At 60.6% G+C, this 24,848-nt stretch carries 17 protein-coding genes, 1 tRNA gene and 1 pseudogene; 6 read left to right on the forward strand and 13 right to left on the reverse strand.

What is annotated here, in order from left to right; all coding sequences use genetic code 11:
- Positions 1-25: 25 nt before the first annotated feature.
- The gene (locus ACZZZ4_RS23155) at positions 26-346 is read right to left on the reverse strand and encodes a hypothetical protein (RefSeq protein ID WP_463538229.1); all 321 of its coding nucleotides are present in this window, start codon (positions 344-346) and stop codon (positions 26-28) included.
- Positions 347-535: 189 nt separating this feature from the next.
- Between ACZZZ4_RS23155 and ku the strand changes: the two genes are divergently transcribed.
- Entirely contained in the window at positions 536-1,402 is an 867-nt protein-coding gene (gene ku, locus ACZZZ4_RS23160) for a non-homologous end joining protein Ku (protein ID WP_039762960.1), read from the forward strand.
- 1,767 nt (positions 1,403-3,169) lie between these two features.
- On the opposite strand, the gene lpxO is transcribed toward ku, so the two are convergent.
- Positions 3,170-4,069 (reverse strand): lipid A hydroxylase LpxO, encoded by a 900-nt coding sequence (gene lpxO / locus ACZZZ4_RS23165; RefSeq protein ID WP_463548884.1) that lies wholly within the window; start codon positions 4,067-4,069, stop codon positions 3,170-3,172.
- Positions 4,070-4,380: 311 nt separating this feature from the next.
- Between lpxO and ACZZZ4_RS23170 the strand changes: the two genes are divergently transcribed.
- On the forward strand, positions 4,381-4,815 hold the full coding sequence (locus tag ACZZZ4_RS23170; protein WP_463548885.1) for a short chain dehydrogenase: 435 nt from the start codon (positions 4,381-4,383) through the stop codon (positions 4,813-4,815).
- Between the two features lie 33 nt (positions 4,816-4,848).
- Here ACZZZ4_RS23170 and ACZZZ4_RS23175 read toward each other — a convergent pair whose 3' ends face one another.
- From ACZZZ4_RS23175 to ACZZZ4_RS23190, 4 genes are all read right to left on the reverse strand, one after another.
- Positions 4,849-5,793, reverse strand: coding sequence for a methyltransferase (locus tag ACZZZ4_RS23175; RefSeq protein WP_463548886.1), 945 nt, complete (start codon positions 5,791-5,793; stop codon positions 4,849-4,851).
- A gap of 14 nt (positions 5,794-5,807) precedes the next feature.
- Positions 5,808-7,175, reverse strand: coding sequence for an iron-containing redox enzyme family protein (locus ACZZZ4_RS23180; protein WP_463548887.1), 1,368 nt, complete (start codon positions 7,173-7,175; stop codon positions 5,808-5,810).
- Between the two features lie 107 nt (positions 7,176-7,282).
- Positions 7,283-8,212, reverse strand: a complete 930-nt coding sequence (locus tag ACZZZ4_RS23185; RefSeq protein WP_463538233.1) for a ZIP family metal transporter — start codon at positions 8,210-8,212, stop codon at positions 7,283-7,285.
- 15 nt (positions 8,213-8,227) lie between these two features.
- Positions 8,228-9,454 (reverse strand): zinc-dependent alcohol dehydrogenase, encoded by a 1,227-nt coding sequence (locus ACZZZ4_RS23190; protein WP_415762412.1) that lies wholly within the window; start codon positions 9,452-9,454, stop codon positions 8,228-8,230.
- A gap of 373 nt (positions 9,455-9,827) precedes the next feature.
- Here ACZZZ4_RS23190 and ACZZZ4_RS23195 point away from each other — a divergent pair, with 373 nt between their 5' ends.
- The 4 genes from ACZZZ4_RS23195 (at position 9,828) to ACZZZ4_RS23210 (ending at position 15,086) form a co-directional block, all read left to right on the forward strand.
- Positions 9,828-11,414 (forward strand): ABC-F family ATPase, encoded by a 1,587-nt coding sequence (locus tag ACZZZ4_RS23195; RefSeq protein WP_016774693.1) that lies wholly within the window; start codon positions 9,828-9,830, stop codon positions 11,412-11,414.
- A gap of 286 nt (positions 11,415-11,700) precedes the next feature.
- Entirely contained in the window at positions 11,701-12,888 is a 1,188-nt protein-coding gene (locus tag ACZZZ4_RS23200; protein WP_463548888.1) for an MFS transporter, read from the forward strand.
- Between the two features lie 93 nt (positions 12,889-12,981).
- Positions 12,982-14,274 (forward strand): OprD family porin, encoded by a 1,293-nt coding sequence (locus ACZZZ4_RS23205; protein WP_463548889.1) that lies wholly within the window; start codon positions 12,982-12,984, stop codon positions 14,272-14,274.
- A gap of 452 nt (positions 14,275-14,726) precedes the next feature.
- Positions 14,727-15,086, forward strand: a complete 360-nt coding sequence (locus ACZZZ4_RS23210; protein WP_415762410.1) for a DUF6124 family protein — start codon at positions 14,727-14,729, stop codon at positions 15,084-15,086.
- A gap of 356 nt (positions 15,087-15,442) precedes the next feature.
- Here the strand turns inward: ACZZZ4_RS23210 and ACZZZ4_RS23215 are convergent.
- From ACZZZ4_RS23215 to fdnG, 7 genes and pseudogenes are all read right to left on the reverse strand, one after another.
- Positions 15,443-15,538: transfer RNA gene (locus tag ACZZZ4_RS23215), tRNA-Sec, on the reverse strand.
- A gap of 5 nt (positions 15,539-15,543) precedes the next feature.
- Positions 15,544-17,460 (reverse strand): selenocysteine-specific translation elongation factor, encoded by a 1,917-nt coding sequence (selB, locus tag ACZZZ4_RS23220; RefSeq protein ID WP_463548890.1) that lies wholly within the window; start codon positions 17,458-17,460, stop codon positions 15,544-15,546.
- Positions 17,457-18,869, reverse strand: coding sequence for an L-seryl-tRNA(Sec) selenium transferase (gene selA, locus ACZZZ4_RS23225; protein ID WP_463548891.1), 1,413 nt, complete (start codon positions 18,867-18,869; stop codon positions 17,457-17,459). Before selA ends, selB begins: the two co-directional genes overlap by 4 nt.
- A gap of 313 nt (positions 18,870-19,182) precedes the next feature.
- Positions 19,183-20,108 (reverse strand): annotated as a pseudogene (gene fdhE / locus ACZZZ4_RS23230) (formate dehydrogenase accessory protein FdhE).
- Between the two features lie 3 nt (positions 20,109-20,111).
- Positions 20,112-20,777: a formate dehydrogenase subunit gamma gene (locus tag ACZZZ4_RS23235; RefSeq protein WP_463548892.1), complete on the reverse strand. Its 666-nt coding sequence runs from the start codon at positions 20,775-20,777 to the stop codon at positions 20,112-20,114.
- Entirely contained in the window at positions 20,774-21,709 is a 936-nt protein-coding gene (gene fdxH, locus ACZZZ4_RS23240) for a formate dehydrogenase subunit beta (RefSeq protein ID WP_129999369.1), read from the reverse strand. Before fdxH ends, ACZZZ4_RS23235 begins: the two co-directional genes overlap by 4 nt.
- A complete protein-coding gene (gene fdnG / locus ACZZZ4_RS23245; RefSeq protein ID WP_463548893.1) occupies positions 21,710-24,775 on the reverse strand; it encodes a formate dehydrogenase-N subunit alpha in 3,066 nt (1,021 codons plus the stop codon).
- Positions 24,776-24,848: the final 73 nt, after the last annotated feature.

Below are 24,848 nucleotides of genomic sequence, written 5' to 3' on the forward strand. Positions count from 1 at the left end.
GCTGACAGAACATCAGTCCTGCCGTTCAACGGTTGCTGCCGGTGCCCCGTGGGGGCGGGTTGGGAATGAAGGTTGGCGGATTGCTCGGCACCGAGCGAACTGGCTGGCCGTTGCCGATACCGCGATTTTCAACGGTCGGCTGACGTGGCACGGGAACGGTGTTCGGCCCGCGAAGGGGCGGAGCGCTGGACTGGGTGCCCTGCATGCTGTTGGGATTGGCCCGGCGGATCGGGCTGTTGTAGGGATTGTTGCTGTTGCCGGTAGGGCTTTGCGCCAGCACGACATCGGCATGAACCAGGCCGCCACTGAGGGCGAGGACGGCGATGCCAATCATTAACCGGTTCATGGAAAATACCTCTCGATGTGCGTGGACTAGAGCCTTTGAGCCCACGCTACGCCGTGGGTTCGGATTTGTTAACCCTCGTGCCTTAAACAACATGTAACACGGCTTGACCGTAGCGCTGGAAGCCGCGCAATCACTGGAAACTTTCTCGCCGCGCCACAGGTCACCTGATCATCACTCGGAGGACAGGTCATGGCTCGGGCAATCTGGAAAGGCGCAATCAGTTTTGGACTGGTACACATCCCCGTGGCGCTGGTTTCAGCGACGTCGTCCCAAGGCGTGGACTTCGACTGGCTCGACAGCCGCAGCATGGACCCGGTGGGCTATAAACGCATAAACAAGGTCACCGGCAAGGAAGTCACCAAAGAGAACATCGTCAAAGGCGTTGCCTACGAAAAGGGCCGCTACGTGGTGCTCAGCGAAGAGGAAATCCGCTCGGCGCACCCCGTTTCCACGCAGACCATCGATATTTTCTCGTTTGTCGACGCCGAGCAGATTCCGCTGCAGAACATCGATACGCCCTACTACCTGGCGCCAGACAAGCGCGGCGGCAAGGTCTACGCGTTGCTGCGCGAAACCCTGAGCAAAACCAACAAGGTCGCCCTCGCCCGCGTTGTCCTGCATACACGTCAATACCTGGCTGCGTTGATGCCGCTGGAGTCGGCGCTGGTTTTGGTCAAACTGCGCTGGCCACAGGAAGTGCGCAGCCTCGATGAACTGGCGCTGGGCAGCGAAGTGACCAAGCCGCAATTGGCCAAGGGCGAGCTGGACATGGCCAAACGCCTGGTTGAAGACATGACCTCGGAGTGGTCGCCTGAGGACTATAAGGACGAGTTCGAAGACAAGATCATGGCGCTGGTCGAGAAGAAAGCCCACGAAGGCAAGATCGAGGACGTCGAGACCGCCACTGGCGAGGAAGAGCGCAAGACTGCCGATGTTATCGATTTGACCGAACTGCTCAAACGCAGCCTTGGCGGCAAGGCACCGGCCAAGCCCAAGGCGAAATCAACCAGCAAGGCGGCGCCGGCTAAGAAGACCAGGAAGGCGTCTGGGGAGTGAGCGTTGAATCAGACGAAATTGCTTTGAAGCTGAAGGCCCCTTCGCGAGCAAGCCCGCTCCCACAGGGTTCGGAGTCGAATGCAATATTTGCATTCACCCCAATCAAATGTGGGAGCGGGCTTGCTCGCGAAGAGGCCAGCGATGACGCCGCAAATCTTCAGATCAGAATGAAGATTGCCAGGTGCAGTCAGGAACAAACGTGTTGAATGTGAGCCAGCATTCGCGAGCAAGCCCGCTCCCACAGGGTTCGGAGTCGAATGCAATATTTGCATCCACCCCAATCAAATGTGGGAGCGGGCTTGCTCGCGAAGAGGCCCGCGATGACACCGCAAATCTGCAGATCAGAATGAAGATTGCTAGGTGGAGTCAGGAACAAACGTGTTGAATGTGAGCCAGCATTCGCGAGCAAGCCCGCTCCCACAGGGTTCGGAGTCGAATGCAATATTTGCATTCACCCCAATCAAATGTGGGAGCGGGCTTGCTCGCGAAGAGGCCAGCGATGACACCGCAAATCTTCAGATCAGAATGAAGATTGCCAGGTGCAGTCAGGACCAAACGTGTTGAATGTGAGCCCGCATTCGCGAGCAAGCCCGCCCCCACAGGGTTCGGAGTCGAATGCAATATTTGCATTCACCCCAATCAAATGTGGGAGCGGGCTTGCTCGCGAAGAGGCCAGCGATGACGCCGCAAATCTTCAGATCAGAATGAAGATTGCCAGGTGCAGTCAGGACCAAACCTGTTGAATGGGAGCCGGCATTCGCGAGCAAGCTCGCTCCCACAGGGTTCGGAGTCGAATGCAATATTTGCATCCACCCCAATCAAATGTGGGAGCGGGCTTGCTCGCGAAGAGGCCAGCGATGACACCGCAAATCTTCAGATCAGAATGAAGATCGCCAGGTGGAGTCAGGACCAAACGTGTCGAATGTGAGCCAGCATTCGCGAGCAAGCTCGCTCCCACAGGGTTCGGAGTCGAATGCAATATTTGCATCCACCCCAATCAAATGTGGGAGCGGGCTTGCTCGCGAAGAGGCCAGCAATGGCACCTTAAATCTTCACATCAGAATGAAGATTGCCAGGTGCAGTCAGGACCAAACGTGTCGAATGTGAGCCAGCATTCGCGAGCAAGCCCGCTCCCACAGGGTTCGGAGTCGAATGCAATATTGCATTTACCCCACTCGAATGTGGGAGCGAGCCTGCTCGCGAAGAGGCCAGCAATGGCACCTTAAATCTTCACATCAGAATAAAGATTGCCAGGTGCAGTCAGGACCAAACCTGTTGAATGGGAGCCGGCATTCGCGAGCAAGCCCGCTCCCACAGGGTTCGGAGTCGAATGCAATATTTGCATCAACCCCAATCAAATGTGGGAGCGGGCTTGCTCGCGAAGAGGCCAGCGATGACACCTTAAATCTTCAGATCAGAATAAAGATCGCCAGGTGGAGTCAGGACCAAACGTGTTGAATGTGAGCCAGCATTCGCGAGCAAGCTCGCTCCCACACGGTTCGGAGTCGAATGCAATATTTGCATCAACCCCAATCAAATGTGGGAGTGGGCTTGCTCGCGAAGAGGCCAGCGATGACACCGCAAATCTTCAGATCAGAATGAAGATTGCCAGGTGCAGTCAGGACCAAACGTGTTGAATGTGAGCCCGCATTCGCGAGCAAGCCCGCTCCCACAGGGTTCGGAGTCGAATGCAATATTTGCATCCACCCCAATCAAATGTGGGAGCGGGCTTGCTCGCGAAGAGGCCAGCGATGACACCGCAAGTCTTCAGATCAGAATGAAGATTGCCAACAACGCGGCAAAAATCGCCCATTTTTCCAGGTAATAGCGCGTGCGGTTGCGCTTCTTGAGCTCTTTGCCGCGCAAACGGATCTTGTAGATCCTGGTAAACAAGCGGTTGATGCCGCCAGTCTTGTCCCCGGCATCATTCGGCGCGCCCGCCGCGGACATCACCGTGCGGCTGAACCAGCGGTTGAAGGCGGCGGCCCAGCGGTATTTCAGCGGTCGCTCGATGTCGCAGAACAGAATGATACGGTTCTGATCCGTGGTGTTTTCTGCGTAATGGATAAACGTCTCGTCGAACATCACCGCTTCGCCATCGCGCCAGTGATAGTTCTCGCCGTCGACGTTGATGTAGCAGCCGGGATCATTCGGCGTATCCAGACCCAAGTGATAACGATATGAGCCGGCGTAAGGATCGCGATGGCGCACCAGTTTCGAGCCCGGTGGCAGCTCGGCAAACATCGCCGCTTTGATCGAGCCGATGCTCTGCACCAGTTCGGTGGTGCGTGGGCACAACTTCATTGCCGACGGGTGACTGTCGCCGTACCACTTCAGATAGAAACGCTTCCAGCCGGTCTTGAAGAAGGAGTTGAAGCCAACATCGTCATACTGATTCGAACGCTTGATCTCGCCGGCACGCAGCAGATTCTGGCCTTCCTCGCGAATCTCTTCCCAATGGGCCTCCAACGGGCTCAGATCAGGGAAATCCGCCGGGTTCAGATACGGCTTGTTCGGCATCCTGGAAAACAGATAGAGGAAGCAGTTGATCGGCGCGAGGAACGTCGAATGGTCACTCAATTGTCGCCCCAGCTTGTGGCGTACGCGTCCACGCAGGTGAACGTAAGCAATGGAGATGACATAAACAGCGGCAATGATGAGTTTCACGAAAAAGGGTCACACGTCAAAAGTGAACAAACTGCGCGCGTGGCGGCCTGGGGCCCAGCGTCTTATGCAGCGGTCTTGATGCACAGGGCGCGTCCTTGGCCCGCGCCGTTTCCGGGCGCTCGGTGAATGGCTGGCATTTTAGCCACACTTTGTAACCGATAGTGAATCCTCAACTGTGAAAAACTGTCTTGCAGCTCTCTCAGGTAATGCCCGCGCCGCTCCGCAAGCAGGCGAAACGCCCGTTGCTCATTTCGATGGAACCACGCTTGGCACGCGCTCCTCTATCGCTTACCAATAACGGAGGAACCCCCATGATCGCCCCAGAAACCGGTATGAAACCAGGTCAGCGCTATCGCATTGAGAGCCTCGAACGCGCGCCGCAATTCTCTGGCTTTTTTCTTGATGGCAAGTATTACCTGGGACCTGAATTGCAGACCGCTGTCGGCTGGCTTGAAGGGCAGACTTTCTTCTACGACCAGCTCGACCCGACCGGTGAGCCGGTTTATCCGGACAGGATTGCCGGCACTATCGAGGGGCTGACGCTGGTGATGGCGGATGGCTTGCGCCTGGAGATCGAAGAAGCGCCCTATCAGGCGGACCCTGCGGCGCCGGTACGCGCTTCGGTCGCAGGGCGCATCGAGCGCATCTCGCGCCAGCCGATACGCCCTTCTCCATTGCTGGTAGCCGGGGCAGCGATGTTGGTGGGGGTTTGCCTGCTGACGATCTCGCGCATCAGAAATCGTTAAAGGCCACGGCGCGAGCAGTGGCCCAATCATCGGTCACTGCTCGCGGGTCACCGTCAGCGCGACCACGGCGATGCGCTCGGCGCGCTCATATTCAGGCTTGAGCAATTCCTCACTGAACACATCCGGATCGAGCTCGCGATAAGTCCAGCCGAAACGCTCGCCCTTGAGCAGCGGCGCCACCGCCTCGCGGAACGGATCCTGCCCGGCGACGATCGCCACGCCGGTATACACCAGCAACGTGCCGCCGACCTCCAGGCGCGGCAGCGCCTCACGCACGATCCGCACCGACAAACCCTCACCCAGCGCCCCGCCGCCATGGCGATAAGCGCGCTGTTGCGAGTCATTCATGTACGGTGGATTGGCAATGATCAAATCGAACTGGCCTTCGACGCTGGCGAGCAGATCGCTGTGATAGACCGACACATTGCTGGCCCCGGCCAGCTCGGCATTGACCGCACTCATGCGCAACGCCTGCGGGTTGATATCCACCGCCCACACCTCGGCATCCGGCCGGGCCTTGGCGATCAGCACCGCACCGGCGCCGCTGCCGCAACCGATATCTACTGCGCGCCTGATCGGCGAAAAGCGCTGCTGCAACTGCGCTTCGATGGCCTGGGCGAAACGGTAAGTGTCGGGGCCGAAGAACACCGCGTCGCTCGCCGTCGTCGGAAACGCCGAGTGAGCGAACAAGCGGTCATTCAGCGTCGACCAGCGCACATGGCTGCGCCACACCGCGCCATCGCGCTCGGCGATGCCGGCCTGCTCCAGGCTAGCCAGTTCGTCTGCGCTGAACAGCTCGGCAGGAAACGGCATCGACCAGCCGAACACGTCCCGCAGATCCTTGGCCAACGGCGTAGCAAAGCGCTGCAGAAATCGTTCATGAGTCAACGGCGTTGGGGTAATGAAGTGATAACCGCTGTCGAGCAGGCGCTTGCCCAGCTCGAACAGCGCTCTGTCCGATGTTTCTTGTGCCGACATGAAGCCTCCTTGTTTCAACGCAAGCGGGCGCGCAGTTGGATGAAGCGACGCGTCGCGAAAAGTCCGGCCGGGCGCCAGTGCCGCTGCGGTTGCAGCCAAGGCATCAACAATGCCATTTGCTCGACGGCAGGCTTGTCAGCCAGTGCCGCTTCCAGATTGAGCAGATCGGCATCATCGTCAAAGGTTTCCTCGACAGCGGCTTCGCGGCGCACGTAAGGCCGAGGCCGGGATGCCGGGCAATCCTGAGTGATCCAGTCACGCAACAGCTGTTTTTCATAGCCGTTGAACACACCAAACATCGCCGCATCGCTGCCGTCGATCAAACGCCAGAAACGGCTTTCTTCCACCGCCTCACCGCGCTTGATCCAGCTCTTGCGCTCCAGCGCCGAGAGGAATTCACCCATTTGCCCGGGCGTGGCCAACCATTGGTTGATGGTGCGGTTTTCGATGCGGCAGTAATCGGAATGCATGTGCCGACCGAACACCGCTTTGCGCTCAAGCATGGCGATCACTTCGCGGTCCAGATCGAACTCGTTGATCACTGCGGTGGTGCCCTTGCCGACATCATTCAGGCGATAACCGATCGCCATGCGCCGGTAGAACTCGTCGCGCTCTTCGCCCAGCGGCATCAGTTCGCGCATCGATTGCACAGCCTTGCGCGCGTGGCCGGTGCTGGCGTTGTCGATGGTCACATGTAAGCGAAAATAGTGCGGATCGATGCCCAGCTCTGCCAGCTCATACGCAGTGATCAACAAGTGCAGCGGCAATTGCTCGTAGCCCAGATTGAAGCCGATGACTTCCGGCAGAAACTGCCCGCCGAAGCGTCCCAGTGCCAACTGCACCGCGCCTTGCAGAAAATACTCGTCAGCAAGACCGCTCAGATCGGAGCAATCGTGCTCGGCGAGCAGTTTGCGATAGATCACCACATGGTTCTGCCGAGGCACGCCCTCGCCCAACTCTTCAAGGTAGGTGTCGAGCAAGTCATCGAAACGAGGATCCTGCCACTGCGGCAACAGCCCGGCCAGCCAAGCGCCATCGACCTCTTTGGTCGGTGCCACATGCAGAATGAAGTACAACGCGTGGGATTTGTTGCGGAAATAGCGGCGTGGCCCGCCCTGCTGGCGTTGTTCAAGGTATTCAGCGTATTCGGCAGCCACGCTGGCGCAACGGCTTTCGGACCATTGCAACAACTCTTCGGCGGTAGCCGGCAAATCGTCAGGCAGCGCAGCCGCCTTGCTCAATTGCCGGCGCAAAAAGTCCAGTGCCGCGCGATCAACCGTGGAGTCTTCCGCCAGCAATCGGTCATAGAGCCGGCGCTCGGTATCCGCCGGCATGGATGTTTTACCCGAAGACTTCCTGGTCGGGATTTCGATCAGCGACATGACTCATTCCCCTGCGTTATTGGCATTGCCTATAAACGAAAGAGTGATTGGCGCTGAAAAAATTCCTTTTTTGTGCGGGGCAATACGCTCAGTGGCGTGTGAGGGTTTTAGCCCAAAGCGGTATCGAGAAACATCATCACGCCAAAGCCGAGCATCAGCCCGAGTGTGGCCGGGGTTTCGTGACCGTTGCGGTGAGTTTCCGGAATCACTTCATGGGAAACCACGAAAATCATCGCGCCCGCAGCCAGACCCATCGCCACCGGAAAGCCCAACGCGAAGCTGTTGGTGACGCCCAAACCGATAATCGCGCCCAACGGTTCCATCAGTCCTGAAGCGGCGGCAATCAACGCCGCGCGACCGGCGGTAATGCCAGTGACCCGCAGCGCCAACGCCACGGCCAGACCTTCGGGGATATCCTGAATGGCAATGGCAGTGGTCAGCGGCAGGCCGATTTTCATGTCGCCGGTGGCGAAGCTGACGCCGATCGCCATGCCTTCCGGGAGGTTGTGCAGCGTGATCGCCAGGACAAACAGCCAGACCCGATTGAAGCGCTTCGCCTCAGGCCCGCGCCGCCCGCTTTTTTCATGTTCATGCGGGACGAAGCGGTCGAGGCCGACCATCAACGCCACGCCCAGAGCCATGCCGGCCACGACGACGGCCGCGGCGAGCATGGGACTGCTCACCGCCTCCTTCGCCGCCGCGATGCCCGGCAGGATCAATGAAAAGGAACTGGCCGCCAGCATCATCCCCGCCGCAAACCCGAGCATGGTGTCCTGGGTTCGCGAAGTAATCGCCCGCAACGCCAAGGCCAATAACGCACCGACTGCCGTAGCGGCAAAACCCGACAGCCCGCCAAGGCTGGCGAGGCGCAAGGTGTCGCGGCCCGTACTGACCAAACCAGTGTAGCCACTGATCAGCAGCAACACGGTCACACCGACCAGGGTCAGCCAGAAAATGCGCCCTCCCCAGCCAGTACGCGCCAGGCTGACAAACCATGCGCGCACGGGGGCTGCGAACGAAGATGACGGTAGCGCCATGAAAACTCCTCAGTTTCAGGTGGCCGGTGCGAACGGCGTGGTTTCATCCATCTGCGCCAGCGGAACATCGCTGCCACCCGGGGTCAGAATCACCTTGCGGCATTCTTCCTGTTTTTTATTGAAGATCTTATAGCCCTCGGCGGCCTGTTCCAGCGACAGCCTGTGGGTGATGATCGCCTCGGGCTGCAACTTGCCGGTTTCGATGTAGCCAAGCAGTTCCGGCAGAAAACGCTGTACGTGAGTCTGGCCCATTTTGAAGGTCAGGCCCTTGTCGAAAGCGTCGCCGAACATAAAGCCATGGATGAAACCGGCATATACGCCCGGGACGCTGACCACACCACCGCGCCGGACGGCCGCGATGCACTGGCGCAAGGCCTTGCCGCTGCTGCCTTCGAGCTTGAGTGTAGCCATGACCGTTTCGGTGGTGCTGCCCTTGGCTTCAAGGCCGACGGCGTCGACCACCGCATCAACGCCGCGGTGGCCTGGGGTCTGGCTGGTGATCGTGTCGGCCGGGTCATCGTCCTCATCGAAGTTGATCGGAATCACCCCGTAGGTGCGCTGTGCGTAATCGAGGCGGTACTGATGGTGATCGACCATGAAGATCTGCTCGGCGCCGAGCATTCTGGCGCAGGCTGCGGTCAACAAACCGACCGGGCCGGCGCCGTAGATGGCCAGACTCGAACCTTGCACCACGCCGGCGTTGATCACGGCTTGCCAGGCAGTCGGCAGGATGTCAGAGAGAAACAGTACTTTCTCGTCCGACAGCGTGCCCGGCACCTTGAACGGGCCGGTATTGGCTTTTGGCACCCGCACCAATTCCGCCTGGCCGCCGGGAATTCCGCCATACAAGCGGCTGTAGCCGAACAGCGCCGCCGGTGGCGGAATCATTTTCTTGTTCAGCGCCGCGCCGGGACCTTCGTTGGTGGTCTCGCAAGCGGCATAAAGCTCTTGCTGGCAGAAGAAGCAATCGCCGCAGGCGATCACGAAAGGGATCACCACCCGATCGCCGCGCTGCACAGCGGTGACGCCTGGACCGGTTTCTTCGACGATGCCCATGAACTCGTGGCCAAAGATATCGCCGTGTTCGACGGTGGGTATCTTGCCTCGGTACAGGTGCAGGTCCGACCCGCAGATGGCGGTGGCGGTGACGCGCAGGATGATGTCGTCGGCGGCTTCAAGTTTCGGGTCCGGTACGGTTTCGACGCGCACGTCATGAGCGCCGTGATAGGTCATTGCTCGCATGGCTTGGTCCTCACTCGATTGAACGAAATGGCTACTGCTCCACTTTCCGAAGTGAAAATGGCCGAGTGAGTTCATTCGGGTTTTCGAGATTTTGATCAGCGGATATCGGTCGCTTCTCGGACGCGCCGATGCGTACGCCCGTTTGCCTGCCATATAACTGCCGTCTGAGTTATGCGACAATGCGCGCCAATGTCCAACAAGAACCCCGCACTCGTCGCTCAGCAGCTTGCCTTCAACGGCCCCAGTTGCGGACGGCTTATGCGCGTTGGCTCAACTCAAGCACAGACTGGGGGAGCTGGAAAAGCTCCAGATTGGTACTCAAATTTGTACCAGGCACCACAGACCAGCTCTAACCCATTGATAGGTAAGGTAATTGATCTCCACAGCTAACATCACGATGCAGTTTGGCGCCAAGCCGCTGTTCGAAAACGTTTCGGTCAAATTCGGCGCAGGCAACCGCTACGGCCTGATCGGTGCCAACGGTTGCGGCAAGTCGACCTTCATGAAAATCCTCGGCGGCGATCTCGACCCGTCCGGCGGTCAGGTCATGCTCGAGCCGAACGTGCGTCTGGGTAAGCTGCGCCAGGATCAGTTCGCCTACGAAGAATTCACCGTGATCGACACCGTGATCATGGGCCACGAAGAGCTGTGGAAGGTCAAGGCCGAGCGCGATCGCATCTACTCGCTGGCTGAAATGTCCGAAGAGGACGGCATGGCCGTCGCCGAGCTGGAAACCGAATTCGCCGAGATGGACGGCTACACCGCCGAATCCCGCGCCGGCGAACTGTTGCTGGGTCTGGGCATTCCGCTGGAACAGCATTTCGGACCGATGAGCGAAGTCTCGCCAGGCTGGAAACTGCGCGTATTGCTGGCGCAGGCACTGTTCTCCGATCCGGAAGTGCTGTTGCTCGACGAACCGACCAACCACCTGGACATCAACACCATTCGCTGGCTGGAAAACATTCTGACCCAGCGCAACAGCCTGATGATCATCATCTCCCACGACCGTCACTTCCTGAACAGCGTGTGCACGCACATGGCTGACCTGGATTACGGCGAGCTGCGTCTGTTCCCGGGCAACTACGACGAATACATGACCGTGGCGACCCAGTCCCGCGAGCAGCTGCTGTCGGACAACGCCAAGAAGAAAGCGCAGATTTCCGAACTGCAATCGTTCGTCAGCCGCTTCTCGGCCAACGCCTCGAAAGCCAAGCAGGCCACCTCCCGCGCCAAGGCGATCGACAAGATCCAGCTGGCCGAGGTCAAGCCTTCCAGCCGTGTCAGCCCGTTCATTCGTTTCGAACAGAACAAGAAGCTGCACCGTCAGGCGGTCATGGTCGAGAAAATGGCCAAGGGTTTCGATGGCAAGCCCCTGTTCAAGGACTTCAGCTTCCAGGTTGAAGCCGGCGAGCGCGTTGCGATCATCGGCCCGAACGGTATCGGCAAGACCACCCTGCTGCGCACCCTGGTCAACGAACTGACCCCGGACGCCGGTAGTGTGAAATGGACCGACGCCGCTGAACTGGGCTACTACGCTCAGGACCACGCTCACGACTTCGAAGACGACGTCACCCTGTTCGACTGGATGGGTCAGTGGACCCAGGGCGAGCAGATGATTCGCGGTACTTTGGGCCGCATGCTGTTCTCCAACGACGAGATCCTCAAGTCGGTCAAGGTCATCTCCGGTGGTGAGCAAGGCCGCATGCTGTTCGGCAAGCTGATCCTGCAAAAGCCGAACGTGCTGATCATGGACGAACCGACCAACCACTTGGACATGGAATCGATCGAGGCGCTGAACCTGGCGCTGGAAAACTACCCGGGCACGCTGATTTTCGTCAGCCACGACCGTGAGTTCGTATCGTCCCTGGCCACGCGCATCATCGAGCTGAGCCCGAACGGCGTGACCGACTTCAGCGGCACTTATGACGACTACCTGCGTAGCCAGGGCGTTGTTTTCTAAGAGCAGCTTTTAATTTCAAGCTGCAAGCTGCAAGTTAAGAGCCCTGTCCTTTGTGACGGGGCTTTTTACATTCGGCGTTTGGGAATTGTGGATGCGCAGAAATTCGCGAGCAAGCTCGCTCCCACATTTGGAATACGTGATCCCTGTGGGAGCGAGCTTGCTCGCGAAGGGGCCCTCAGCTTCACCACCCAGATCCGACGGATTAATAGTTAGCCTGCTTTCATTTATCCCGGCCCCGCGCCATGATGTTCGCAACTCTCCCACCGCCACCCGCGAACGAGTGCTCATGTCTGCGCAGCCACTGCCACCGCAAAGCTCCCTGGCGATCACCCTGCAGATCGTCTCCATCGTTTTCTACACTTTCATTGCCTTTCTCTGCATCGGGTTGCCGATTGCGGTATTGCCCGGTTACGTCCATGAGCAACTGGGTTTCAGCGCGATCATCGCCGGGCTGGTGATCGGTTCGCAGTACCTCGCCACCTTGCTCAGCCGGCCCATGGCCGGGCGCATGTCGGACACCCTCGGCACCAAGCGGGCGATCATTTATGGCTTGTGGGGAATTGTCCTCAGTGGCGCGCTGACCCTGCTGTCGACCTTGCTGCAAAGTTTTCCGCTGACCAGCCTGCTGATCCTGATTGCCGGGCGTCTGTTGCTCGGTATTGCTCAAGGCCTGATCGGCGTCGGCACCATAAGCTGGTGCATGGGCCAGGTCGGTGTCGAGCACACGGCGAAATCCATCGGCTGGAACGGCATCGCCTCCTACGGCGCGATTGCCATCGGCGCGCCGCTGGGTGTGGTGATGGTGGCTGAATACGGTTTCGTCAGCCTTGGCATTGCGCTGTCGGCGTTGGCGGCCGGTGCGTTGTGGCTGATCCGCAACAAGCCATCGGTGCCAGTGATTCGCGGTGAGCGCCTGTCGTTCTGGGCGGTGTTCGGCAAGATTGCGCCGTACGGCACCAGCCTGACCCTGGCCTCGATCGGTTACGGCACGCTGACCACCTTCATCACCCTGTATTACCTCAACCGAGGCTGGACCGGCGCGGCTTACTGCCTGACCGTGTTTGGCGTTTGTTTCATTCTGTCGCGGCTGTTGTTTATCTCGGCCATCGCCCGGTTTGGCGGCTTTGCTTCGGCCATCGCCTGCATGACAGTGGAAACCATTGGGCTGGTGATGCTGTGGCTGGCGCCTTCCACCGCGTATGCCCTGATTGGCGCGGGGCTGGCGGGGTTCGGGCTGTCGCTGGTGTACCCGGCGCTGGGGGTTGAAGCAATCAAGCAAGTGCCGAGTTCGAGTCGCGGCTCAGGGCTGGGAGCTTATGCCGTGTTCTTCGACCTGGCCTTGGCAATTGCCGGGCCGCTGATGGGCGCGGTGGCGTTGAACCTGGGTTATTCGTGGATTTTCTTCAGCGCAGCACTGCTGTCCATGACCGGACTGGGCCTGACTTTGCTGCTCAAGCGCCGGGCAATGGCCTGACTCTGGCCAGCGCCAACTGAGCACATCGACCCAATCCTTTTGGCTCGGCACAGTCGATCATCAGCGCCATCCCAATTGCCGCCGGCCCTGACCATGATCAACTGCGCCCCCTCGCGCTTCACCCTGCTTGCACTGTTCTGCAGCCTCAGCGCTAGCGCCTGCGCCGATGGTTTTTTCGCCGATGCGAAAAGCGATGTACTGCTGCGCAACTTTTACCTGAGCAACGATTACCGATCGCCAACACCCTCCGGTAAAAATTACAAACAGGAGTGGGCTCAAGGAGTTATAGGTAACTTCTCATCAGGTTTCACCGATGGAGCCGTCGGTTTCGGCATCGACGCCCACGCCTTCGCCGGCCTGAAACTCGACGGCGGCAAGGGTCACTCCGGCACCGGTCTGCTGCCGGTCGACAGCGATGGTCGCAGCGAACATGACTACTCCAGCGCTGGCGGTGCATTCAAGCTGAAAGTCTCGCGCACTACCCTGGCCTTCGGCGAAATGACCGTGGAAACCCCGGTCTTCGACACATCCGACAAACGCCTGCAACCGGAATACGCCACAGGCTTTCTGCTCAACAGCGCCGAGTTCGATAACGTCAATCTGGTCGCCGGCCATTTCACCGCGTTCAAGAATCAGGACAGCTCTTCCGGCCAAGGCGACTTCTACGGTTACGGCGCCAACACCGAAGCGGGCGGCATCAGCTTCGTCGGCGCCGACCTGTTCAGCAGCCCGGTCGGCGGCGCGTTGTATGCCTCGGAACTGAGCGACACCTGGCATCAGTACTACGGCAACCTGCATTTCAAACAATCAGGTGTGTTGCTCGACGCCAACCTCTACCACACCCGCGATACCGGTCGCGCATTGGCCGGCGAAATCGACAACACCGCCTTCAGCCTCTCCGGCAAGTACAGCTTCGGCCCCCACGCGGTGATGCTCGGCTGGCAACGGATCAATGGCGACACGCCGTTCGATTTCGTTGGTGGCGACTCGATCTACCTCGCCAACTCGATCAAATACGCCGACTTCAACGGCGCCAACGAACGCTCCTGGCAAACGCGCTACGATTTCGACTTCGCCGCTCTCGGCGTCCCCGGCCTGAACTTCATGACCCGCTACGTCAGCGGCAGCCAAATCGACGGCAGCCACGCGCCCCGAGGCGGCGCATACAACCCGTTCGATGCCGACAGTGGCGACTATCAGCCGCAACAGGGTGATGGCGGCAAACACTGGGAACGCGACATCGACCTGAAATACATCGTCCAGTCCGGCGCCGCGAAGGACCTGTCGGTGCAGCTATCGCACGTCAGCCACCGCGCCAATGAAGCCCAGGCGGGAGATGACATTGACCGGATTTACGTGGTCGTTCAGTACCCGCTGGGTTTCTGAACCACCCACTCAGCTCTTGCTGACAACAGGATTCCAACTGTGGGAGCGAGCCTGCTCGCGAAGAGGCCATCGGGTTCGACGCAATTCTTCGATTTAAACGAAGCTGTTTAAGAGACACCTGCGGATACGGTCTCAAGGCTACAAATCCTTGCGCCGTTGCCTACAGCCAAGCCAGAATCCGCCGGCTTGTGCGCCTTGGGGACGGGTTCTATTGTGGTGCGGTCGCTGACGAATCAGCGATCGGGTTTAGCGATCCGACTCATTACAGACGCACCAATGCCCAGTCTCAATTGCATTTTTCGATCTGCACTTGATGTCATGGTGGCTGTGCGTGGGAGACCTTCGGGTCTACCCGGGGTTTCTGTGACCCGGATCGCTAACCTGCGTACAGCCGCCACCTTTACTTGTTTAGCGATGAGCCGTGGCGGCTAAATCAACCACGGAGTCTCACCATGATCAAACCAACACCCAACCCACCCGAATCCGACCCCACCTCCCCCTACGAATCCCTCGATTCGAAAAAACTTCACCAAGCCGCCGACCGCGCCCTCGACCATTACCTCTGCACGCCCGGCTCCACCCCGCCACCCTACAGCCCCCGCGCCATGTACGCCGTCACTGCCGACACCAAAAACGAAGACCTGCTGGCCAACGCCTGCGAAACCCTCGCCTCGGACAAAACCATCGCCCAGGAATTCGCCGGACTGGTCAAGCCATCGCAGCGCCGAACGCTGATGGGGATTGCGCAACTGATCATGCTCGGGGAACTGGCGGTGAATCGGGTGCTGGATAATCTGGAGCTGCCGGGATAATGCGAGCCGGCTGAATTATCCGGTGTCCGTGCCGGCCTCTTCGCGAGCAAGCTCGCTCCCACATTTGATCTTGGTCGGATACAAGTTCTGCGACCTCTGCAAGATCCCTGTGGGAGCGAGCTTGCTCGCGAAGGCTGAGTGTCAGTCGACCTCCCCGTCACTGACCCAATTTTTTCGCGGGCAAGCCCGCTCCCACATTTGATCCATGTCGGACACAAATCCTGCAACACCTGAAGGTCCCTGTGGGAGCGGGCTTGCTCGCGAAGGCTGAGTGTCAGTCGACTTCCCCGTCACTGACACAATGCTTTCGCGAGCAAGCTCGCTCCTGCAGTGGATTGCGGATGGCTATGAAAAACTGGCGGAAGACAGCCGGAGTCGAACCTGCCCGGGAACGGATGCCGTCCCCAACCGGGTTTGAAGCCCGGCCGCGCCACCGGGCGCGATTGTCTTCCTGAACTCAGAGTGCGTCGGCGTTAGCCAGTGCGTTTTCGGGGCGGATCTGGCGGGATTCGCCGAGGCGGCGGGTCAGGCCGAGTCGGTCGAAATATTCCAGATACTGAATACACCGTTTGCGTCCCAAGCCTAGCGCATCGCGGAAGGTTGTCACTTCGATCGCCGGATTTTCTTCGGCGAGTTTCAGCAGCAGCGCCGCCATTTGCCGCAGGACGATGTCGCTGATGAACAGGTCGCGCACCACCTGGTGCATCAGGCCAAGGCGTGAGAGTTTGCGCAGCAGCAAGCGGACGCTGGCGTCTTCTTCGCCGAGCACTTTCGCGGCGTCGCGCACCCATGGCGGGTCGAAACCGGCCTGTTCGAACAACGGCTGTAATTGCTGCCAGAGGTTTTCGTCGTCGGCATTCAGGCGCACTTGGTGATCAGGCAGGTGCAACCAGGGCCCGCTGGTGAGGATTGAGCCGGCGTTGAGCAATTCGTCGAGCAGGCTGATGAACGTCGAACGTTCCAGGGCCAGCGCGCTGAAGCGGCGCAGGCGATCGCGGTCCGGGCCCATCTGGTCGGGTTCCTGTTCGTGGAATCGCGCCAGTTGTTCGAGCAAGGTGAATTTCAGCTGGCCCCAGCGCTGGACGTTGAACAGCAGCGCGCCTTGACGGGTGTCGATCAGGCGGATGTTTTCCGCCAGCGTCCACTGCGCGCGCGGGCGGTTGAACTGGCGTTCCAGGCGTTGTGGGTCGAAGCCGCCGGGGCTGTTGTTGAGCAACGCTGGCAGGGCTTGTTCGAGGTTGACGCTCAGGGCGAGGGTTTGCAGTTGCGCCAGACGTTCGGGGCTGCGGCGTTGGCGGGCCGGGGCGAACGGGTCGAGGACGATGCCGCCGCCAAGGGTGCGCTGGGCGCTGGAATCGCGCAGGATCAGCCGATCGCCTTTTACCGCGTGCACCGGCGCATTGATCAGCAGTTGCGCGAACATGCGTTCGCCTGAGTTCAGGCGCGGGCCTTGCAACAAGGCGACGCGGGCGATGACGTCCTGGGTGCCGAGATGCAGATGTACCGGGTGGAAATGTTCGAAAGTGCGCTCGCCGGGCAACAGCTGAATCTTGATGTCGATGCGCTGGGTTGACGCATGCAGCCAATCCGCCAGCAGCCATTGGCCACGGTGGATCTGCGCCAGTTCCAGGCGCTCGCCGCTGAGGTTCAGCGCCACGCGCTGGCCAGCAAAGGCCTGCTCGGCGGCCTGATTCTGCGCGTGCAGGCCACGAATGCGCACCGATTTGCCCGCAGGCGTCAGAACCAGTTTCTCGCCCACTGCAACCGTGCCCGACAACGCCGTGCCGGTGACCACAATCCCCGCACCCGCGACGCTGAATGCACGGTCAATCGCCAGACGAAATCCGCCTTCGCAACTGCGTGCCTGCACTTCGCGCTGTGCCTGCAATAACGCCGCGCGCAACGCATCGACGCCCTGCCCGCTCACGCTCGACACGGTGAAGATCGGCGCCTCGGCAAACGGCCCCGGCGCCAGCAGATCGAGCACCTGGCGCTGCACCTCTTCCACCCTGCCCGTTCCGGCGCGGTCGCACTTGGTGATCGCCACCAGGGCGCGGGGAATGCCGAGCAGTTCGACGAATGCCAGATGCTCGCGGGTCTGCGGCATCACGCCGTCGTCGGCCGCGACCACCAGCAACACCAGATCGATACCCTGCGCGCCGGCGAGCATGTTGTGGGTGAATTTTTCGTGGCCAGGCACGTCGATGAAGCCGGTCAGCCCGGCGCCCGCTTCGAGTTCGGCATAAAGGTAACCGAGATCGATGGTCATGCCGCGTTCGCGCTCCTGCGGGCGGCGGTCGCCGGTTTGTCCGGTCAGCGCCTGCAACAGCGTGGTCTTGCCGTGATCGATATGTCCTGCCGTGCCGACGATCACAGGTCGACCTGCAATTGCGCCAGCTGCGCCAGCCACGCCGGTTCATCGTCGAGCTGGCGCAGATCCAGCCACAGCGCATCGTCGTCGATCCGCCCGAGTACCGGGATCGGCAAACCGCGCAGCGCCGCTTCGAGATTGAGCAGATAACGCCCGCGCCAGCGTTTGGTCACTTGCGGGCGACAACACAGCGCCGCGCTCGGCAGACGCGCCACCGGTTGGCTGCCGCTGCCGATCATGCCCAACGCCTTGGCCGCGCTGACCTGCCAGACCTCGCCCAACACATCGGCGAGCAACGGTTGCAAACGCAGAGCCTGCGCATGAATCTCGGCGTGCGGACGGGTCAGCAGGCGCAGGCTCGGCAGCCGCTCGGCAAGGCGATCCGGATCACGGTACAAACCGAGCACCGCTTCCAGCGCGGCCAGGGTCAACTTGTCGACCCGCAGTGCGCGCTTCAGTGGATTCTTCTTGATCTTCGCGATCAGCTCTTTGCGCCCAACGATCAACCCGGCCTGCGGCCCGCCGAGCAATTTGTCGCCGCTGAAGGTGACGATGTCGGCACCATCGAGCAAGGCCTGGCGCACCGTCGGTTCCGCCGGCAGCCCCCAGCGGGTCAGATCGAGCAGACTGCCGCTGCCCAGATCCTCCAGCAACGGTAAACCATGGGTGTGCGCCAACTCGGCAAGCTCAGCGGTCGGCACTCGCGCGGTAAAACCTTCGATGCTGTAGTTGCTGGCGTGTACGCGCATGATCAAGCCGCTGCGCGGGCCAATCGCCGCTTGGTAATCACGGGCATGGGTGCGGTTGGTGGTGCCGACTTCGTGCAGGCGCACGCCGGCGCGGGCCATGATGTCGGGGATGCGGAAGGCGCCGCCGATTTCGATCAGTTCACCGCGGGAGATGATGCCTTCCTTGCGGGCGCCGAGGCTATTGAGGGTGAGCAACACGGCGGCGGCATTGTTGTTGACCACGGTCACCGCTTCGGCGCCGGTCAATTCGCGGATCAGGCCTTCGATCAAATCATCGCGATCACCGCGCTTGCCAGTGGCCAGATCGAATTCGAGATTGAGCGGATAGCGTGCGGCCATTTGCACTGCTTCGATGGCTTCCTCGGGCAGCAAGGCGCGACCAAGATTGGTGTGCAGCACCGTGCCGGTCAGGTTGAATACCCGCCGCACCTGACTGCGCTGCTGTTGCGCCAAGCGTTCGCCGACGCGCCCGGCAAGCACTTCGGCGCCGATTTCAACGGCGGACAGTTGCCCGCTCAACACACCGGGACGCAACTCATCGAGCAACTGGCGCAAGCCCGTCAGCAAACAATCCCGGCCGTAACGCTCGGCCAACGGCGCGCACGCCGGGTGACGCAACAAGCCATCAATGGACGGCAACCGCAGGGCAACGCTGGAAGACATCAGCCACTCCTGTTTTGACTGGAAAGGCCCCTTCGGGAGCAAGCCCCTCCCACACGGGTTTCAGAAGTGTAGACAAACTGCGGGAGCGGGCTTGCTGGCGAATGCGGTCAGTCAGTCGAAGATGATGTGCCTGAAACGCCCCATTCGCGAGCAAGCTCGCTCCTACAGGGAAATTCGGGGCTGACCGGGCTTTGTGATTCGGCACATAAACCTGTGGGAGCGAGCTTGCTCGCGAAGGCGGTAAGTCAGTCAAAATTAGGGGGCTGGAACGGCCCCTTCGGGAGCAAGCTCCCTCCCCCAGTTTCTCCACTCGTCATTCGTCGCCCGGCGCCAGCAGCAGATTCGGGGCCTGACGCTGATAACCATCCTGAGCCAGACGCATGTCCAGCAGCAAACTGCCGAGGTCCGCTGACAACGCTTCGGCTTCGGCGTCGTTCTCCAGATAAAGCAATTTCAGGTAGCTGTTGCAGCTCGGGCAGACTTCGGCGCGCAGCGGTGCCTGTTCGGCGCTGTGTCGATCATCTTCCTGGCTCAGATATTCAAGGCCCTTGCTCTGTTCGCAATACACGCACTTGACCCGCACCACATGCCATTCGCAGGCGCACAGCGAGCACACCAGATAACGCAAACCGTTGTGTTTGCCGCGATGGCGAATCACCCCGGCCATGGCCGGCGAACCACAGGCCGGGCATTGGCTGAGGCTGTCGCCAGGTTTGAGTTGCAGCTGCGGCACGCTGAGCAGCCAGTGGCTCCAAGCGGCTTGCAGCGCCGCGCCGAGAAACGGCACCAGCGCCGCCGGCACCAGCGAATATTGCCCACTGACCAGCGCCACCGCCCACGCGCGCAACTGGCCGGCACTGGCGCCGCGCAAAGTATCCAGCGCGTCGATCACCGCAGGCTGATTCGCTGGCGCATAGCGCTGCAGCAAAGCGTCGAGCCACGGCTGCCAAGCATCCTCGCGCACCAACGTGTCTGCCGCGAACGGCGGCAGACCATGCTGCTGACAGGCCTCGAAACGCTGCGCATCAAACGGCGCGGTCAGCGGCGGATCATCGAAAACCTGCTGTTGCGCCTGGCACAATCCGGCGATCAGCCGCAGGTAATCGGCCAACCCGTTGCCCTCGGCCAGACGCTCAAGGCGCTCGGCACGCAAGGCAAACAGGTTTCGGGGTGGCAGATACAGAAACGGCGGCGAACTGGCCGCCGCCTCGATTTCCCAGGTTCAAGAATGCTTGGCAAAAGTCAGCCCTTTTTCGTCAGCGGTCGCTCGGGCACGTCCCGAGGCTGTTCGTCGCGGGTCACCTCGCGGTACCACAGCTCATGGTGTTTTCTCGCCCACGGGCGGCTGACCCAGCCATGTAGCATGGCGTCGACCGAACCCTTGATCCACAAACCGGCGTAGATGTGCACGATGATGCTCAGCACCAGCACGAACCCGGCCAGCGCATGCAACAGCATGGCCCAGCGGATCACACTGATGCCGAAATACACGCTGAACCACGCGCGCCAGATCACCAGCCCGGTGAACAGCAACCCGAGCATGCACAGCAGTAAAGTCCAGAACAGCAGCTTTTGCCCGGCGTTGTATTTGCCCGCCGGCGGCACGCTTTCTTCGTCGTTGACCATCACCCGATTGATCCGCCGCAGCCACTGGCGATCATTGGCGATGAAGAAATTGGTGCGCCAGAAGCTGAACACCAGGCCGAGGAACAGCACGAACATCGCGATGCCCATGTACGGGTGCAGGATCCGCGTCCAGGTGCCGCCGCCGAACAGATTACTCAGCCAGAACAGCGACGGATGAAACAACGCCAGCCCGGACAATCCGGCCATGAAGAACAGGATCGCCACCAGCCAGTGATTGGTGCGCTGGTTGGCGCTGTAACGCAGGATCGTCTTGTTGCTCATGGCCGCTCCTCCCCGCGTGGGTCAAAGGTGTGCACCGCCGGGTCGACCACGTGTACCGAGGTGTCGGGTGGCGTCGGATGGTCATCCTCCTCGACACGATTCGGGCCGATGCGCACGTAGTGGAAGAACCCGGCCAGCACCGCCGCGCCCATGGCCAGCAGGCCGAGAGGTTTGCTGATGCCTTTCCACAAGTCCACCAGCGGACTGATCGCCGGGTGATCCGGCAGCCCGGCGTAGATTTTTGGCGTGTCGGCGTGGTGCAGCACGTACATCACGTGGGTGCCGCCGACCCCGGCCGGGTCGTACAAACCAGCGTTTTCAAAGCCACGGCTTTTCAGGTCGACGATGCGTTCGGCGGCGTGTTCTTTCATGTCTTCCTTGGTGCCGAAGACGATGGCCCCGGTCGGGCAGGTTTTCACGCAGGCCGGCTCCAGCCCTACCGCTACGCGATCGGAACACAGCGTGCACTTGTAGGCCTTGTGGTCCTTTTGCGAAATACGCGGAATGTTGAACGGGCAACCGGTGATGCAATAGCCGCAACCGATGCAGTGGTCCTGATCGAAATCGACGATGCCGTTGGCATGCTGAATGATCGCCCCGGGGCTCGGGCACGCAGCCAGACAACCAGGTTCGGCGCAATGCATGCAGCCGTCCTTGCGGATCAGCCACTCAAGGTTGCCGGCGTCGGTTTCGTGCTCCGTGAAGCGCATCAGCGTCCACGAATCCGCCGTCAGGTCCTGCGGATTGTCGTAGGTGCCGTGGTTGTGGCCGACCTCGTCGCGCAACTCGTTCCACTCCGAGCAGGCGACCTGGCAGGCCTTGCAGCCGATGCATTTGGTCGTGTCGATCAGCTTGGCAACGCCCTGCTGGGTTCTCACCGACGGCGGCACCGTGGTAGTGGCCGAGCGGGCAATGATGTCTTGGCTGGCCATTTACAGTTTCTCCACGTTGACCAGGAATGACTTGGATTCCGGGGTCTGAGTGTTGCCATCGCCGAGGAACGGCACCAGGGTGTTGGTCAGGTAACCGTGGCGCGTCAGGCCGGTAAAACCCCAGTGCAGCGGGATGCCGATCTGATGCACGACCTGGCCGTTGACCTGCAGCGGCCGGATCCGTTTGGTCACCACCGCCACCGCCTCGATAAACCCGCGTTTGCAGCTAACCCGCACGCGATCACCGGCAGCGATGCCCTTCTCGTTCGCCAGCACCTCGCCAATTTCCACGAACTGCTCGGGCTGAGCAATCGCGTTCAACTTGCAGTGCTTGCTCCAGAAGTGGAAATGCTCGGTGAGCCGGTAACTGGTGCCGGCGTACGGGAAGTCCTTGGCTTCGCCGAGGGTTTCCCAGACCGAATCAAAGATCCGCGCCGCCGGGTTGCTGGTGGCCTTCTTGTTCTGCGGGTGCAGCGGGTTGATGCCGATCGGCGTTTCGAACGGCTCGTAGTGCTCGGGGAATGGCCCTTCGTTCATCTTGTCCACGGCGAAAAACCGCGCCACGCCCTCGGGGTTCATGATGAACGGATTCATTCCGGCCTCCGGCGGCACGTCGGCTTTGTAGTCCGGCACGTCGGTGCCGGTCCAGGTCTTGCCGTTCCACCACACCAGACGTTTTTTCGGGTCCCACGGTTTGCCCGCCGGGTCCGAAGAGGCGCGGTTGTAAAGAATCCGCCGATTGGCCGGCCATGCCCACGCCCAGCCTTGATGCTGGTGCATGCCGAATGGGTCGGCGTTGTCGCGCCGCGCCATCTGGTTGCCGGCCTCGGTCCAACTGCCGGCGAAGATCCAGCAACCGGACGCAGTGCTGCCGTCATCCTTGAGCAAACCAAACCCGGCCAGTTGCGTCCCCGCCTTGACCATAACGCCGCTGGCATCGGTGAAATCGCTGACGGCGGTGCCGTTGATTTCTCGCGCCAGTTCTTCCGGCGAAGGCTCGTCGGGGATCTTGTACGGCCACGACAGCTTGAGCAGCGGATCGGGAAACTTGCCGCCCTCGCGCTGATAACGCTGGCGCAGGCGCAGGAACAGTTCGCTCATGATGCGAATGTCGGTCTGCGCTTCGCCCGGGCCGTCGGCGCCTTTCCAGTGCCATTGCAGCCAGCGGCTGCTGTTGACCAGCGAGCCGTCCTCTTCGGCAAAACATGTAGTCGGCAGGCGAATGACTTCGGTCTGGATTTCCTCGGTTTTCACGTCGTTGTATGGCCCCACGTTCTGCCAGAACTCCGAGGTTTCCGTGGCCAGCGGGTCCATCACCACCAGCCACTTGAGCTTGGCCAAGGCGCCCATCACGCGGTTCTTGTCCGGCAACGCCGCGATCGGATTGAAGCCCTGGCAGAAGTAGCCGTTGACCTTGCCCTGGCTCATCAGGTCGAACATTTTCAGCACGTCGTAGTTGGGGATGTCGAGCTTGGGCAAATGGTCGAACAGCCAGTTGTTCTCGGCGGTGGCGTTGGCGCCGTACCAGGACTTCATCAGGCTGACGTGGAATTTGCTGTAGTTCTGCCAGTACGAGAGCTGCCCCGGTCTGAGCGGCACCTGCGTGCGTTTGAAGATGAACTGACCGTAATCCTGCTCGCTGTCGCTGGCCAGTGTGAGGTAGCCGGGCAAGGCATTGGACAGCAGGCCAAGGTCGGTCAGGCCCTGAATGTTCGAGTGCCCGCGCAAGGCGTTGACCCCGCCACCGGGCATGCCGACGTTGCCCAGCAGCAACTGCACCATCGCCGCGCTGCGGATGATCTGCGCGCCGATCGAGTGCTGCGTCCAGCCGAGCGCGTAGAGAATCGTCATGGTCTTGCCCGGTGTCGAGCAAGTGGCGATCTCTTCCCAGATCTTCTGCATGGCGTCGACCGGCATGCCGCAGATCTGGCTGGCCAGTTCGATGTTGTAGCGGCTGTAATGCTGCTTCATCAGTTGATAGACGCAGCGCGGATCTTGCAGGGTCGGATCGACGCGGACGAAACCGTCCTCGGCGAATTCGTAACCCCAGCCGGACTTGTCGGTGTAGCTGCGTTTGTCCGCGTCATAGCCGCTGAACAGGCCGTCTTCGAAGCCATAGCCGGCTTTGACGATGAACGACACGTCGGTGTAATTGCGCACGTATTCGTGCTGGATCTTGTCCTCGGTCAGCAGGTAATTGATCAGCCCGCCCATGAAGGCGATGTCGGTGCCGGTACGGATCGGCGCGTAATAGTCGGCCACCGAAGCGGTCCGGGTAAAACGCGGATCGACCACGATCAGCCGCGCAGCATTGTGCGCCTTGGCCTCGGTCACCCATTTGAAGCCGCACGGATGCGCTTCTGCTGCGTTGCCGCCCATTACCAGGATCAGATTCGCGTTGGCGATATCGGTCCAGGTATTGGTCATGGCACCACGGCCGTACGTCGGGGCAAGACTTGCCACCGTCGGGCCGTGTCAGACACGCGCCTGGTTATCGAACCCCAGCAGGCCGAGGCTGCGAATCACCTTCTGGGTGATGTAGCCGGCTTCGTTGGATGCCGCCGACGCCGCGAGGAAACCCGTGGTCAGCCAGCGATTGACCGTTTGCCCGTTGGCATTTTTCTCGATGAAGTTGGCGTCGCGGTCGGCTTTCATCAGGTCGGCGATGCGATCGAGGGCTTCGTCCCAGCCGATGCGCGTCCATTCATTGCTGCCGGGCTTGCGCACTTGCGGGTACTGCAAGCGGCCGGGGCTGTGAATGAAGTCGAGCAGGCCCGCGCCTTTCGGGCACAGGGTGCCGCGATTGACCGGGTGGTCGGCGTCGCCTTCGATGTGAATGATGTTTTGCGCCACGTTTTTGCCGGCATCGCCCTGGCTGTACATGATCAAGCCGCAACCGACCGAGCAATACGGGCAGGTATTGCGGGTTTCACGGGTGTGGGCGAGCTTGAAGTGGCGCACCTGCTCGGCGAAGGCCGCCGTCGGGGCCATGCCCAACGCGCCCAGGCTTGAGCCTGCAAGGCCGATACCGGCGACCTTGAAGAACTGACGACGGCTGAGATCCATCGTGCACTCCTGATCAGGTGGAACCCGGTACTTGCGCCGGGCTTTATCTGGACAATCACGGTTGCAGCGCGAC

The sequence above is a fragment of the Pseudomonas sp. AC252 genome, assembly GCF_979258105.1.

Bases quoted from the DNA above. Each gene is read 5' to 3' on its own strand.
- ACZZZ4_RS23155 (WP_463538229.1), bottom strand. From the start codon at position 346: ATGAACCGGTTAATGATTGGCATCGCCGTCCTCGCCCTCAGTGGCGGC.
- ku (WP_039762960.1), top strand. From the start codon at position 536: ATGGCTCGGGCAATCTGGAAAGGCGCAATCAGTTTTGGACTGGTACAC.
- ACZZZ4_RS23170 (WP_463548885.1), top strand. From the start codon at position 4,381: ATGATCGCCCCAGAAACCGGTATGAAACCAGGTCAGCGCTATCGCATT.
- ACZZZ4_RS23175 (WP_463548886.1), bottom strand. From the start codon at position 5,793: ATGTCGGCACAAGAAACATCGGACAGAGCGCTGTTCGAGCTGGGCAAG.
- ACZZZ4_RS23180 (WP_463548887.1), bottom strand. From the start codon at position 7,175: ATGTCGCTGATCGAAATCCCGACCAGGAAGTCTTCGGGTAAAACATCC.
- ACZZZ4_RS23185 (WP_463538233.1), bottom strand. From the start codon at position 8,212: ATGGCGCTACCGTCATCTTCGTTCGCAGCCCCCGTGCGCGCATGGTTT.
- ACZZZ4_RS23190 (WP_415762412.1), bottom strand. From the start codon at position 9,454: ATGCGAGCAATGACCTATCACGGCGCTCATGACGTGCGCGTCGAAACC.
- ACZZZ4_RS23200 (WP_463548888.1), top strand. From the start codon at position 11,701: ATGTCTGCGCAGCCACTGCCACCGCAAAGCTCCCTGGCGATCACCCTG.
- ACZZZ4_RS23205 (WP_463548889.1), top strand. From the start codon at position 12,982: ATGATCAACTGCGCCCCCTCGCGCTTCACCCTGCTTGCACTGTTCTGC.
- ACZZZ4_RS23210 (WP_415762410.1), top strand. From the start codon at position 14,727: ATGATCAAACCAACACCCAACCCACCCGAATCCGACCCCACCTCCCCC.
- selA (WP_463548891.1), bottom strand. From the start codon at position 18,869: ATGTCTTCCAGCGTTGCCCTGCGGTTGCCGTCCATTGATGGCTTGTTG.
- ACZZZ4_RS23235 (WP_463548892.1), bottom strand. From the start codon at position 20,777: ATGAGCAACAAGACGATCCTGCGTTACAGCGCCAACCAGCGCACCAAT.
- fdxH (WP_129999369.1), bottom strand. From the start codon at position 21,709: ATGGCCAGCCAAGACATCATTGCCCGCTCGGCCACTACCACGGTGCCG.